This window comes from Streptomyces spiroverticillatus, assembly GCA_014650415.1.
GTDB lineage: Bacteria > Actinomycetota > Actinomycetes > Streptomycetales > Streptomycetaceae > Streptomyces > Streptomyces spiroverticillatus.
On the sequence record BMUX01000003.1, the window covers coordinates 242,660 to 255,740 of the forward strand.

The 13,081-nt window shown below is 71.2% G+C and carries 11 protein-coding genes; 4 read left to right on the forward strand and 7 right to left on the reverse strand.

The genetic code is table 11. The annotated features are described in order from the left end of the window. Positions 1-20: 20 nt before the first annotated feature. A complete protein-coding gene (locus IE269_RS09290; RefSeq protein ID WP_189822341.1) occupies positions 21-1,097 on the reverse strand; it encodes an LCP family protein in 1,077 nt (358 codons plus the stop codon). Positions 1,098-1,256: 159 nt separating this feature from the next. Here IE269_RS09290 and IE269_RS09295 point away from each other — a divergent pair, with 159 nt between their 5' ends. Continuing rightward, the gene (locus IE269_RS09295; RefSeq protein WP_189822342.1) at positions 1,257-1,856 is read left to right on the forward strand and encodes a sugar transferase; all 600 of its coding nucleotides are present in this window, start codon (positions 1,257-1,259) and stop codon (positions 1,854-1,856) included. A gap of 42 nt (positions 1,857-1,898) precedes the next feature. On the opposite strand, the gene IE269_RS09300 is transcribed toward IE269_RS09295, so the two are convergent. Genes IE269_RS09300 through IE269_RS09320 form a run of 5 tightly spaced genes read right to left on the reverse strand, consistent with a single transcriptional unit; the run spans position 1,899 to position 6,955 of the window. Continuing rightward, entirely contained in the window at positions 1,899-2,792 is an 894-nt protein-coding gene (locus tag IE269_RS09300) for a class I SAM-dependent methyltransferase (RefSeq protein WP_229897507.1), read from the reverse strand. After that, the gene (locus tag IE269_RS09305; RefSeq protein ID WP_229897508.1) at positions 2,789-3,949 is read right to left on the reverse strand and encodes a glycosyltransferase; all 1,161 of its coding nucleotides are present in this window, start codon (positions 3,947-3,949) and stop codon (positions 2,789-2,791) included. Before IE269_RS09305 ends, IE269_RS09300 begins: the two co-directional genes overlap by 4 nt. Continuing rightward, a complete protein-coding gene (locus IE269_RS09310; protein WP_229897509.1) occupies positions 3,946-5,109 on the reverse strand; it encodes a glycosyltransferase family 4 protein in 1,164 nt (387 codons plus the stop codon). The genes IE269_RS09305 and IE269_RS09310 overlap by 4 nt, the downstream gene beginning before the upstream one ends. After that, on the reverse strand, positions 5,106-5,948 hold the full coding sequence (locus tag IE269_RS09315) for a WecB/TagA/CpsF family glycosyltransferase (RefSeq protein WP_189822751.1): 843 nt from the start codon (positions 5,946-5,948) through the stop codon (positions 5,106-5,108). The genes IE269_RS09310 and IE269_RS09315 overlap by 4 nt, the downstream gene beginning before the upstream one ends. Before the next feature lie 5 nt (positions 5,949-5,953). Then, on the reverse strand, positions 5,954-6,955 hold the full coding sequence (locus tag IE269_RS09320) for an NAD-dependent epimerase/dehydratase family protein (RefSeq protein ID WP_189822344.1): 1,002 nt from the start codon (positions 6,953-6,955) through the stop codon (positions 5,954-5,956). 253 nt (positions 6,956-7,208) lie between these two features. On the opposite strand from IE269_RS09320, the gene IE269_RS09325 reads away from it, so the two are divergent. From IE269_RS09325 to IE269_RS09335, 3 genes are all read left to right on the forward strand, one after another. Further along, entirely contained in the window at positions 7,209-8,330 is a 1,122-nt protein-coding gene (locus IE269_RS09325) for a nucleotide sugar dehydrogenase (protein WP_308436938.1), read from the forward strand. A gap of 205 nt (positions 8,331-8,535) precedes the next feature. After that, positions 8,536-10,818, forward strand: coding sequence for a (Fe-S)-binding protein (locus IE269_RS09330; protein ID WP_189822345.1), 2,283 nt, complete (start codon positions 8,536-8,538; stop codon positions 10,816-10,818). A gap of 71 nt (positions 10,819-10,889) precedes the next feature. Continuing rightward, positions 10,890-12,146 (forward strand): hypothetical protein, encoded by a 1,257-nt coding sequence (locus IE269_RS09335; RefSeq protein WP_189822346.1) that lies wholly within the window; start codon positions 10,890-10,892, stop codon positions 12,144-12,146. Here the strand turns inward: IE269_RS09335 and IE269_RS09340 are convergent. Further along, complete coding sequence (locus IE269_RS09340; protein WP_189822347.1) at positions 12,134-12,967, reverse strand: hypothetical protein; 834 nt, start codon at positions 12,965-12,967, stop codon at positions 12,134-12,136. The genes IE269_RS09335 and IE269_RS09340 overlap by 13 nt on opposite strands. Positions 12,968-13,081: the final 114 nt, after the last annotated feature.

Genomic DNA, 13,081 nt, shown 5'->3' on the forward strand with positions numbered 1-13,081 from the left:
CGGTGGGGGTGCTCACGCACTCACTCGTACTCGTCGTGCACCGGCTCGAACTCCGGCTCCGGGTTCTCCTCCGACGGCTCCTTCTGGGCCTTCTTGAGGGCCGCGAGCACGGGCTTGTCCTTCTTCACGGCCTCGAACACCCGCCGCGCCTCCGGCTGTTCGAGGTCCAGGCGGTACCAGTGGTCGGGTGCCTGGTGGTGCGGGAGGGTGGTGAAGGTGAGGGCGCCGGGCGGCAGTTCGCGCAGGCTGTCGGCGACCTCGTACAGCTCGCTCAGCGAGTCGAGGCCGGAGTCGGCGGTGAGCGCCGAGGTGGCCGCGTCGAGCACCGGGTAGAGCCGGGCGGGGTTGGTGAGGGTGCCGTCGCCGCGGATCTTGCCGACCAGGCGGTTGACGAAGTCCTGCTGGCGGTTGATCCGGTTGAGGTCGCTGCCGTCGCCGACGTACTGCCGGGCCCGTACGTAGCTGAGTGCGGTCTCGCCCTTCAGCAGGTGCTTGCCCGCGCTGAGGTCGAGGCCGACGTTGGGGTCGTGCTCGGGCTTCTTCAGGTCGACCTCGACCCCGCCGACCGCGTTCACGATCTTCGTGAAGCCCTTGAAGTCGACGATCAGGTGGTGGTCGATCCGGATGCCGGTCAGCTTCTCCAGCGTACGGATCGTGCAGGCGGCCCCGCCGAACTGGAAGGCCCAGTTGAACTGGGCGTTCTGGGCGAGGCTGTAGCTGCCGTCCTCCTTGAGGCAGCTCGGCATGTCGACCCTCAAGTCCCTGGGGACGCTGAGGACTTCGGCCCGTTTCCGGTCGGCGGCCAGGTGCAGCAGCATCACGGTGTCGCTGCGCTCGCTGCCCTGTTCCTTCCGCCAGTCGGAGCCGAGCAGCAGGATGTTCTGCGCCGTGCCCGGATGGCGGGCCGGGCGGTCCGCGCCGTGCTCGGCGAGGGCCGCCGCGGTCGCCTCGTCGGTGCGGATGTTGCCGTCGATCTTCCGGTACGCCAGCCAGCCCGCGACCCCCGTCAGCCCGACGAGCAGGGCGAGCCCCGCGCACGCGTACTTCCATGTGCTCCGCGCCTTCAGACGCGCCCGTACCCGGTGGAGCCTCGACATCGATGCCACCCCCACAACCACCTCTCCGTCCTGTGCTGCTGTCCGGCTGAGCGGCACGCGTGGCGCGACAGCCGACTTGTGTTCATCGTGCGATGGTCATAGCCATAAAGCCGACTATTCCCATCAAGTCGGACAAAGATCCCACGAAAGGATGCGGCGATGCGGTCGCTGTCCGCGAAACGCGCACTCGATCTGACGGGCAGTGTGTTGCTCCTGCTCCTCTTCGCACCCGTCCTGGCCTCGGTGTATGCCGCTGTTGCCCTCACCTCGCCCGGCGGCGCGATCTACCGTCAGCCCCGGGCGGGTCTGCACGGGAAGCCCTTCCACATCCTGAAGTTCCGCACCATGCACATCGGGGCGGCGGCCGAACGCGTGAACCTGGCCGCGCTCAACGAATCCGACGGGCACCTCTTCAAGCTCCGCTCGGACCCCCGCGTCACCCCCGTCGGCCGCATCCTGCGCCGGCTCTCGCTCGACGAGCTGCCGCAGCTCTTCAACGTGCTGCGCGGCGAGATGTCCCTGGTCGGCCCCCGCCCCCTGGTCGTCGAGGACTCCGGCTACACGGGCCTGGCCCGGGGCCGGCTGACCGTACGGCCGGGCCTCACCGGCCTCTGGCAGGTCAACGGGCGTTCCGAACTCCCCTGGGACGAGATGGTGTTGCTGGACCTGGAGTACGTCGACACCCACTGCCTCTCCGTCGACCTCGCCATCCTGGCCCGCACCGTCCCGGCCGTGCTGACCTCGCGCGGGGCGCACTAGAGGGGTGGCCGCCGGACCCCGGGACGGCCACCCGCCCCCGGTCTACTTCCTGTCGCGGGCCACGATCCCGAAGGTCGTGTACGGGCCGAAGCGCTCGCCGACGTACTGGAGCAGCGGCGACTGCGTCGACCAGTACCGGTCCACCTCGACCGAGGCGAACTCGTGCCGCAGGATGCCGTGCAGGGCGCGCTCGTCGCAGCCGTCGCGCACCACGTGGTACTCGACCATGTCCGCCGGGTTGGACTCGTCCAGCTCCCCGCGCAGCCGCCGCAGCCGGGTCGCCGCGCCCCGCGCGAAGCCGCCCTGCCCGATCCGCCACCACGCGTACGCGGCCCGGTCCAGGCCGAGCGAGGCGGCGTTGCGGCGGGGGTAGTACAGCGGGTCCTGGAAGCTGAGGAAGCTGCCGCCGGGGGTGATGCGCTCGGCGAGCGCGGCGACCGTACCGAGGTAGTCGGGAATGTGGTGCAGCACCGACAGACAGGCCACCAGATCGGGCCGCTCCCCCTCGAACGCGGCTTCCCCGTACGGATCATGACGGACCGTCACGCGCGGGTTGTACCGGTACCTCTCACGCAGGAAGTCCGCGCTGGGGGCGCTCATCTCGGTGACGACGACCTCCGCGCCCGCCGCCAGGAGATGGTCGGTGAAGGTGCCGTGGCCCGCGCCGACCTCGGTGACCAGACAGCGCCCGTTGCGCCGGATCGTGTCGGCGACGGTCGTGTGGATCGTACGGACCAGGCGCTCGCGGACGGAGTGGTGGCGGATGTGCGGGGACCCGGCCGCGTAGTCGTGCCCCTCGCCGTGCTCGGACTGCTGGAGTTCGCCCATCGGTACGGGGGGCGCATCCTGCGGCGGCACGGTCGAGAGGCCCTGCTGCGGGGCCGGGTCCAGGTCCTGCTGCGCGATCGGGGTCGATGTACCCGAATTTGTGCTCATATGCCGAAGTTAGGCAGCGCCCGCACCATTTCCTGTGCCCCCCGCGCGAACCGCTCCGCCATCCCTCCGATGGTGTAGCGCTCCGCGTCCGTTCGGCACGCCTCGCGCAGCCGGTCCAGCTCGGCCCCGCCGGTGAGCAGGGCGACCGCCGTGGCCGCGTAGGTGCCCGGACAGTCGTGGGTGATCACCGCGTTGTGCCCGTCGCGCAGATAGTCGAACTCCGGCCCGTGCAAGGCACTCCGTACGGTCAGAACCGGCGTGCGCAGCGCGAAGGAGTCCACCGCGACCAGCCCGACCAGCCCCGGCACCAGCATCAGGTCGCTCGCCGCCCCGAGCAGCGCCTTGTGCGCGTCACCGGTGGTCCGCCCGACGTACACGACCGGTGCGCCCGCCGCCGCGGCCCGCTCCACCTCGCCCCGCCCGTCGCCGTCACCGGCGACGATCAGCCTGAACCCGGGCAGTTCGCGGGCGATCCGCTCGGCGGCGTCCAGCAGGAAACCCAGCCGCTTGGTGGCGTCGAGCGCCCCGATGTAGAGCGCGGTGCGCCCCTGCACGAGCCGGTGCTCGGACCGGAAGCGGGCCACCTCGGCGTCCGTGACGGCCTCCCGGGCGGCGACCAGCGCACCGGTGTCGATGGTGTTGCGCACGACGGTGATCCGCTCCCCGGGAAAGCCGGTGTCGCCCACCGCCTTCGCCCCGCTGTCGGTGTACGCGAAGAACCAGTGCGCCCGCCGGGTCAGCGCCCGCTTGACCGCCCGCAGCCCGCTCCCGTGCCGCACGGTCCGCGAACTCCCGTGCCCCCACAGCGCGACGGCGGGCCCGCGCCGCCCCGGGCGCAGCAGGTGCGGCAGGCTCTCCAGGTTGTGCAGCGCCTGCTCCACCACGAGTACGTCGCTGCGCTCGGCCAGCTCGCCCAGGTCCCGCCAGATCAGCGTGCGCCCGGCCAACTCGACGCTGCGCTGCGGAAGTTCCCGCGCCCCCGGCAGCCGCACCGCGTCCCCGCGTGCGACCAGCCAGGGCGTGGGCCGCCCGTGCGCCACGGTCAGGTCGATGCCCCGGGCGTCCAGCTCGGGCCCGAGGCGGGCCAGGAAGGGGGCCCGGTAGCCGGTGACGTACGGCTGGACGACGGTGATCCGGGGGCGCCGGGCGGTGCTCACGCGGGACACGGCACGGCCCCCCTCTCCCGTACGACCGACGCGTACAACTCCTGCGTACGCCCCAGCCAGACCGGCTCCCGGTAGTGCTCGGCGAACACCCGGGCGCAGTGGGCGCGCAGGCCCGGGAAGCGGGCGGCGGCCTCCCGCAGCTCGGCGGCGAGCGGGGTGTCCCAGCCGGTGACCGCGCCGGTGCCCTCGGTACGTAACGCCTCGGCGACCGAGGAGCCCGTGAAGGCCAGCACCGGCAGCCCGGCGGCGAGCGCCTCCGCGTACACCAGCGGGGCGTTCTCCAGGCAGCGGCTGGGGAAGACCAGCCCGCGCCAGGACGGCATCCGCCGCCGCAGCTCCTCACGGCCGAGCGCGCCGACGAACCGCACCGACGAGGGCGCGGCGGCCCGGCAGGCCTGCGCCAGCTCGCCGTCGCCGACCACGTCCAGCGGCTCCCCGTCGGGCCAGCGCCGCAGCAGCTCCAGGACGCCCTTCTCCGCGCCCAGCCTGCCCGCGAAGACCCAACGCCCCTTGCCGCCCGTGGAGTTGACCGCCGGAGCATCGGTGACGAAGTTCGGCACCAGCGCGAGCCGCTCCGGGGCGACGCCCGCCTTCTCGTACGTCCGCCGGCTCAGCTCGGAGAGCACCACCAGCCGGTCCGCCCGCCCGAGCAGCGCATCGGCGCCGGGACCGCCGCGACCGGCCCACGCGAGCGGGAGTGTCGCGAGCCGCGAGCCCCGGTAGCAGCCCTCCTTGAGGCCCGCCCAGCGCTCCCCGTCGAGGCAGCGCGTGCAGGCGGCGCCCTCCCGGTAGAGGGTGGCGGCGGCGCACAGCGGGCGGTAGTTGTGCAGGGTCGCCACGAGCGGCCCCCGCCACTCGCGCACCCAGGAACGCCCGTAGTTCGGGAAGAGGTTGTGGACGTGCACGACGTCGGGCCGCCACTCCCGCAGCCGGGCCAGCGGGGTCGCCCCGCGCCCGGTCGCCACCCGGGCGGCCGCCTTCAACGGGTAGGCCCCGCCCGCCAGTTGGTCGGTGTGCGCGGCCGCCAGCAGCACCTCGTGCCCGGCGGCCCGCAGCGCCCGCTCCTGCTCCAGCACGGCCTGGTTCTCGCCGCTGGGCTGCCCGGAGCCGTAGAAGCTGTGCACGAGCGCGATCCGCAGGGAGCCGCTCACCGGACCTCCCCCGACATCACGGTCGGCGCCCCGGCAGAGCGGCCGCCTCCGCAGCACCCTCCCGCCGCCACCGGCTCCCCCGTCACCAGCCGGGGCGGGCGCAGCGCGATGCGGGCCAGGTACTCGGGGTTGTTGCGCAGGTAGCGCCGCCACAGCCGGCGCGGCTCCTTCGCCAGCCGGTACGCCCAGCCCAGGCCCCGCTCCTGCATCCACAACGGCGCCTGCGGCACCCGCCCGGTGTGGAAGTCGAAGGCCGCGCCCACGCCGAGCAGCACGGAAGCCTCCAACCGGTCGCGGTGCTCGGCCATCCACCGCTCCTGCTTGGGCGTGGACAGCCCGACCCAGACCAGGTCGGCCCCGGAGTCGTTGATCCGCCGGACGACGTCCGCGTCCTCGGCGGCCGTCAGCGGCCGGTACGGCGGCGAGTACGCCCCCGCCACCTTCAGCCCCGGGTAGCGCCCGGCCATCCGCTCGCCGAGCAGCTCCGGCACACCTTCCGCGCCGCCGTAGAAGTACGAGGACCAGCCGCGCTCCGCCGCCCGCTGAAGCACCGAGAGGAAGAGGTCGGGCCCGCACACCCGGGACATCCCGTGCGCCCCGGCCCGCCTGCCCGCCCACACCATCGGCATCCCGTCGGGCACGGTCAGCCCGGACCGGTTGTGCACCCCGCGCAGCCAGGGGTCGCGTACGGACTCCATCACCCCGTGCACCCCGGTCACGCACACGTACGACCGCAGGCCGGGCGTCTCGATCCACCGCCCGATCTCGTCCACAGCCTGTGCGGGACGGGTCGCACTGACCCAGGTGCCCAGCACGTCCACCCGTACCTGCTGACCCATGACGCTCACGCGGCGAAGTACGGACGGCCGTCGAGCTGGGCGCTGACCTGGTCGTACACCCAGCGGTAGGTCCGCTCCAGACCGGCGGTCAGCGGGGTCTCGGGCTCCCAGCCGAGCTCCTTCATGATGCGGGTGTTGTCACTGTTGCGCCCGCGCACACCGAGCGGACCGGGGATGTGCCGGTGCTTGAGGCGGACCCCGGCGATGGACTCCACGATCGCGAAGAGCTGGTTGATGCTGACCAGTTGGTCGGAGCCGATGTTGAGCGGCTCGACGACCTGGCTGCGGGCCAGGCGCAGGGTGCCCTCCACGCAGTCGTCGATGTACGTGAAGGAACGCGTCTGCTCGCCGTCGCCCCAGATCTCGACCTCGTCCGTCCCGGTGAGCACCGCGAGCGCGACCTTGCGGCAGGCGGCGGCGGGGGCCTTCTCACGGCCGCCGGTCCAGGTCCCGTACGGGCCGTAGACGTTGTGGTAGCGGGCGGTGCGGGTGGCGAGGCCGAAATCCTCGCGGAAGTGCCGGGCCATGCGCTCGCTGAAGAGCTTCTCCCAGCCGTACCCGTCCTCGGGCATCGCGGGGTACGCGTCCTCCTCGCGCAGTGCGGCGACGTCGGCCTCGGTCTGCTTGCCGGCCGCGTACACGCACGCGGACGAGGAGTAGAAGTAACGGCCCGCGCCCGCGTCCCGGGCGGCCATCAGCATGTGCGTGCTGGAGAGCACGGAGAGCATGCAGTCGGCCTTGTGGCTCTCGATGAAACCCATCCCGCCCATGTCGGCGGCGAGATGGAACACCTCCGCACCCTCGGCGCCGGCCATGGCCTGCGCGCAGTCCTCGCGCAGGTCCACGTCCCCGACCAGGTTGTCGGCCTCCGGGTGCGCCTGGTACCAGGCGTGGAGCGGCTTGCGGTCCACGCCCCGCACGGTCAGGCCCTCGTCCAGAAGGGCGCGGGTGAGGTGTCCGCCGATGAATCCACCGGCCCCCGTCACCACTGCGTCGATTGTGCCCATGGCAGCCATTGGCTTTTATCCCCTTTTCGGCCGGTAACACCGAAAGGTGTGTCACGCCCCGTCCGCCGACCCCACCCGCCGCGCCGCATCCCATGTCCGATTTACGACATTTGACGCCTTTTCAGACAATTTGTCATCCGTGATGACTGTATGCGTCGTGGGCCTGGGTTACGTCGGTCTTCCCCCCCGCCGTACGCGCCGCCGAAGCGGGTTTCCGGGTCACCGGAATCGAGACGGACGAGTACAAGGCCAAGTGCCTGGAGGCGGGGGACAGCCACGTCGAGGACATCCCCTCCCCCGGCTCCTGGCCGCACTCGACTCCGGCCGCCTGCACATCACCACCGGCTGCGAGGCTCCGTACGACATCTGCGTGATCGCCGTCCCCACCCCCCTGCGCGACGGCGTGCCCGACCTGTCCTGCGTGGAGAGCGCCGGACGCGCGGTGGCCCCGCACCTGCGGCCCGGCGCGACCGTCGTGCTGGAGTCGACGACGTACCCCGGAACGACCGAGGACCTGCTCGGCCCGATCCTCGAAGCGGGCAGCGGTCTGCGGGCCGGCCGCGACTTCCGCCTCGGCTACAGCCCCGAGCGGATCGACCCCGGCAACCCGACCTGGCGCCTGGAGAACACCCCGAAGGCCGTCGCCGGAATCGACCCGGCCTCCCTCGCCGCCGTGCGCGCCTTCTACGACCGGATCACCGAGCGCACCGTCCCGGTCTCCTCGCTGCGCACCGCCGAGCTGACCAAGCTCCTGGAGAACACCTTCCGGCAGGTGAACATCGCGCTGGTCAACGAGCTGGCGATGTGCGCGGGCCCCCTCGGCATCGACATCTGGGAGGCGGTCGACGCCGCCGCGACGAAGCCCTTCGGCTTCATGCCCTTCTACCCGGGTCCGGGAGTCGGCGGCCACTGCCTCCCCGTGGACCCCTCGTACCTCTCCTGGCAGGTGCGCCGGGAGCTCCACCACGACGTGCGCCTCGTCTCGCTGGCCAACGAGATCAACGAGCAGATGCCCGAGTACGTGATCCGCCGCATGGAGAAGGGCCTCGGCCGGGACCTGCGCGGGGCCTCGGTGCTGGTCCTGGGACTGGCGTACAAGCGGAACACGGGCGACGTCCGGGAGTCCCCCGCCGTGCACATCGCCGAGCTCCTGGTCCGCCGGGGCGCGAGGGTGCGCGCGGTCGAACCCCACGCGGACTCCGCGCACCTGCCCGACGACGTACTCCTGGTGGAACTCACCGGGGCGGAGGTGCGGGCGGCGGACGCGGTGGTGCTGGCGACGGACCACGACGCCTTCGACTACCCGCTGATCGAGCGGAACGCCTCGTACCTCTTCGACGCGAGGAACAGGTGCGGGGCGGCCGACCGGCTGTAGGCAGGCGTGGGTGAGGGGAGCCTGAGCGACGCAGATCACCGGCCGCCTGGATACTGTGCGACGGCATAAGTGGGTAATCTCAGCTCGACTGGATAAGTTACCCCTCAGTAATCAGCACAGCGTAATCAAGCCTGAGGCCCGGGACCCCCGGGACCGCCCCCAGGCACCCCCGTTACCCACCCTCGCAGGCCCGAGGAGCCCCCAAATGCAACTCGCCGCGATCATCGTGTCGCTGGTCCTCATGGCAGTCGGCGTCGCGCTGTTCGGCCGTGCGATCTTCCAGATCTATCGCTTCGTACGGCTCGGACAGCCCGTGCCCGCCGGCACCCGTACCGACTACCCGTGGCAGCGCGCGGTCACCGTGGTCAAGGAGTTCCTCGGCCACACGCGCATGAACAAGTGGGGCGTCGTCGGCGTCGCGCACTGGTTCGTGGCGGTGGGCTTCTTCTCGCTGCTGCTGACGATCGTCAACGCCATCGGCCAGCTCTTCCAGGCCGACTGGATGCTGCCGATCATCGGCGAGTGGGCTCCGTACAACATGTTCGTGGAGTTCATCGGCACGATGACGATCGTCGGCATCGCCGTCCTGATCGTGATCCGCCAGCTGAGCAAGGCGAACAAGCCGGGCCGCAAGTCCCGCTTCGCGGGCTCCAACGCGGGTCAGGCGTACTTCGTCGAGTCGGTCATCCTGATCGTCGGCATCTGCATCTTCACGCTGCACGCCCTCGAAGGCGCCCAGCACCACGTGGACTCCTACGAAGCGTCGTTCTTCATCTCGTACCCGGTGGTCGCCTGGTTCCGGGGCATGGACCTCTCCACGCTCCAGCAGCTCACGTACTTCTTCGCGGGTCTGAAGATCGCCACCTCCTTCATCTGGATGATCACGGTCGCGCTGAAGACCGACATGGGCGTGGCCTGGCACCGCTTCCTGGCCTTCCCGAACATCTACTTCAAGCGCAGGGCCGACGGCGACGTCGCGCTCGGCGCGCTGCTGCCGATGACCACCGGCGGCAAGGAGATCGACTGGGAGGACCCGGCCGAGGACGCCGTCTTCGGTGTCAGCCAGGTCGAGCAGTTCAGCTGGAAGGGCATCCTCGACTTCTCGACCTGCACCGAGTGCGGTCGCTGCCAGTCGCAGTGCCCCGCCTGGAACACGGGCAAGCCGCTCTCCCCGAAGCTCCTGATCATGTCCCTGCGCGACCACGCGCACGCCAAGGCGCCGTACCTGCTGGCGGGCGGCGGCAAGGACATGGAGGGCGAGGAGAAGGCGTCCGAGGAGGCCCTCAAGGACGTCCCGGCCGCGGCGTTGGCGGAGGCCGAGCGCCCCCTCATCGGCACCCTCGAAGAGAACGGCGTCATCGACCCCGACGTCCTGTGGTCCTGCACCACCTGCGGTGCCTGCGTCGAGCAGTGCCCGGTGGACATCGAGCACATCGACCACATCGTCGACATGCGCCGCTACCAGGTCATGATCGAGAGCGCCTTCCCGTCCGAGGCGGGCACGATGCTCAAGAACCTGGAGAAGAAGGGCAACCCCTGGGGCCTGGCGAAGAAGCAGCGCCTGGAGTGGCTCAAGGAGCTCGACTTCGAGGTGCCGGTCGTCGGCAAGGACATCGAGGACCTCACCGAGGTCGAGTACCTGTACTGGGTCGGCTGCGCGGGCTCCCTGGAGGACCGCGCCAAGAAGACCACCAAGGCCTTCGCCGAGCTGCTCCACATGGCGGGCGTCACGTTCGCCATCATGGGCGGCGACGAGAAGTGCACCGGTGACTCCGCCCGCCGCCTGGGCAACGAGCCGCTGTTCCAGCAGCTCGGCCAGGAGAACGTCATGGCGCTCAACATGGCCTTCGGCGAGGAGTACGACGACGACGGCAAGGTGACCGTGGACTCCAAGAAGCCCCGCACCGCCAAGAAGATCGTCGCCACCTGCCCGCACTGCCTCAACACGATCGGCAACGAGTACCCGCAGATCGGCGGCGACTACGAGGTCATCCACCACACGCAGCTGCTCCAGCACCTCATCGACGAGGGCAAGCTGCTCCCGGTGACCCCGGTCGAGGGCCTCATCACGTACCACGACCCCTGCTACCTGGGCCGCCACAACAAGGTCTACACGCCCCCGCGCGAGATCATGTCCGCCGTCCCGGGCCTGCGCCAGCAGGAGATGCACCGCCACAAGGAGCGCGGCTTCTGCTGCGGCGCCGGCGGTGCGCGGATGTGGATGGAGGAGCGGATCGGCAAGCGCATCAACAACGAGCGCGTCGACGAGGCGCTGTCCCTGAACCCGGACATCGTCTCGACCGCCTGCCCCTTCTGCCTCGTCATGCTGACCGACTCGGTCAACGGCAAGAAGAACGAGGGCAAGGCCAAGGAGTCCGTGACGGTCGTCGACGTCGCGCAGCTGCTGCTCGAATCGGTGAAGACGCCGATCGACCCGGCGGCGTCGGAGGAGTCCGAGGACGCGCCGGAGCCCGAGCCGGTGAAGTAGTTCGTACGGATGCGTGAGCGGCCGGTTCTGCCTTGAGGGCGGGACCGGCCGCTTTTGCTATGCCCGGGCGCATGCGCCGTCATCCCGTGTTGCTGCTGCGTCCCGTGTTGCTGCTGCGTCCTGTGTTGCTGCTGTTCTTCCTGTTCGCCGTGATGCACCTCGTCCTGCTCCCCCAGTGGACCTTCAGCGGCGACTCCTACCGCTACGCCGTCGCGGCGCTGCGGTTCACGGGCGCGTCCGAGGGGGCCGCCCACGCCGAGGCGCTGCGGGCGTACTGCTCGGCGCAGGATGCGGGGTCGTACGCGGGCTGCCTCGCCGACGTACCGGCGGGCCTGCGCTCGTACGGTCAGCGGTACGAGTCGGTCTTCGCGGCGCGGCCCGGCTACCCCCTCCTGGTCGCTCCTCTGGTTGTGCTGTGCGGCGTGCTGCCGGGGATGTGGCTGGCGGGGCTCGCGCTGTCCGGGGTGTCGGTGTGGCTGCTGGGGCTGCTGCTGCGGGAGGCGGGGTACGGGGCGCGGGCGGTGCTGGGCGGGCAGGCGCTGCTGCTGTTCGGGCCGCTGGGCTACTGGGCGATGCGCCCGCTGACCGAGGGCGCGGTGCTGGCCTGCGTACTGGCCTGCACGCTGGGGGCGTACCGGGTGGTGGCGGAGCGGCCGTCGGGGGCGTGGGGGCCGCTGGGGGCGGGGTTCGGGGTGCTGGCGGAGGTGAAGTATTCGTCGGCGCTGATGGTGGGGGTGGTGCTGGTGGGGGCCGGGCTGTGTCTCGTACGACCGCGTCTCGTACGACCGCGTCTTGTACGTACGTCAGGGCAGCGACCGGCACTCCTGCTGGCGGCGGCGGGCGCGTCCGGAGCCGCCGGGCTCGCGGGGCTGTCGTGGCTGCTGGGGCTGCCGGGACCGGCGGTGGCGGCGCAGGACCTGCTCACGCACCACTTCACACGGCCCGACGTGGCGGACCCGGGGATGCGGATCGTGGTGCTGGCGGTGCGCTACTGGGCGGAGTGGGCGCGGGACGAGACGGCGTTCGTGGTGCTGCTGGGGCTGGCGGGGTGGCTGCTGTGGCGGCGGGGGGACGCGCGGCTGGCGGTGACGGTGGCGGCGGCCGGGGCGGTCGGCTTCCTGACGGCTTCGGGGCTGCCGGGGGCGGCCGAGCAGGACCGGCTGTGGGTGCTGATGTGGGTGCCGGTGGTGGTGGGGCTGCCGGGGCTGGGCGGACTGGTGGGTCCTCGCGTCATGCGGAAGGGACCGGAGTGGTCACCTCCACTCCGGCCCCTTCCGGGAACGCGTACGGCGTCAGTTTCCGACCTTGCGGAGGGTCAGCCCTCCTGACGGTTGCGGCGCATCATCGCGAAGCCGAGGCCCGCGGCACCGACGGCGGCCAGACCGCCACCGGCGGCTATCAGGGTGTTGCTGGAGGAGGAGGCGCCCACGTTCTCGGCACCGGCCTTCACGCCGCCCTTGGGGACGGTGCCCTGCGGGACGACCACGGTCTTGCTGGTGGTGGCCTTGCCCGGGGTCGTCACGACCTTCTGCTGGTGGACGTGGGTCGAGTGGGTGTGGGTGTGGGTGCTCTTGTGGCCGTCCCAGTTGCCGTGGCCGTGGCTGCCCTTGTGGCCGTGGTTGCCGTGGTGGCCGCCCTTGCAGTCCTTGTTGTGGTGGACGGTGCCCTTGCCGTCGGTGGGACAGGTGCAGTCCTTGTTGCCCTTGTCCTTGCCGGTGTCCTTGCCGGACGTGACGGTCTCGTCCTTGCCGCCGGTGGTGCCCTTGTCCTTGCCGGTGTCCTTACCGGTGTCCTTGCCGGTGTCGGTCTCGTTGCCGGGGACGGGCTTGGTGGTGGGCGGGGGCGTGGTCTCGTCCTTGCCGGCACCGGTCTCATTGCCGGGCACGACCTGGTTGGTCGGCGGCGGGGTCTCGGACTTGGGGGACGTCACGGTCTCGTCGGCAGCAGCGGCGGGCGCGGCCGGCGCGGGGGCCTCGGGAGCGGGGGTGCTCTCGCTCTTGGGAGCCTCGCTCTTGGGGGCGCTGGCCGTCTGGTCGCCGGCCGGTGCCGGAACCTCGTCCGCGAAAGCAGCGGCAGTCGGGAACGCGAGGGCCGCGACGGCCCCGGTGGCGACTGCGGCGGTACGGAAAGTGCGTCGGGTAGCGCTCATAGGAACTGATCTCCCTCAGGTACTTCGTCTTCGCTGTGTCTGCTTTGTCGGCCCTGTCGGCTTTGCAGCCATTTGCGCCTCGATGACAGCGACGAAGTTACGTGGATCACATGT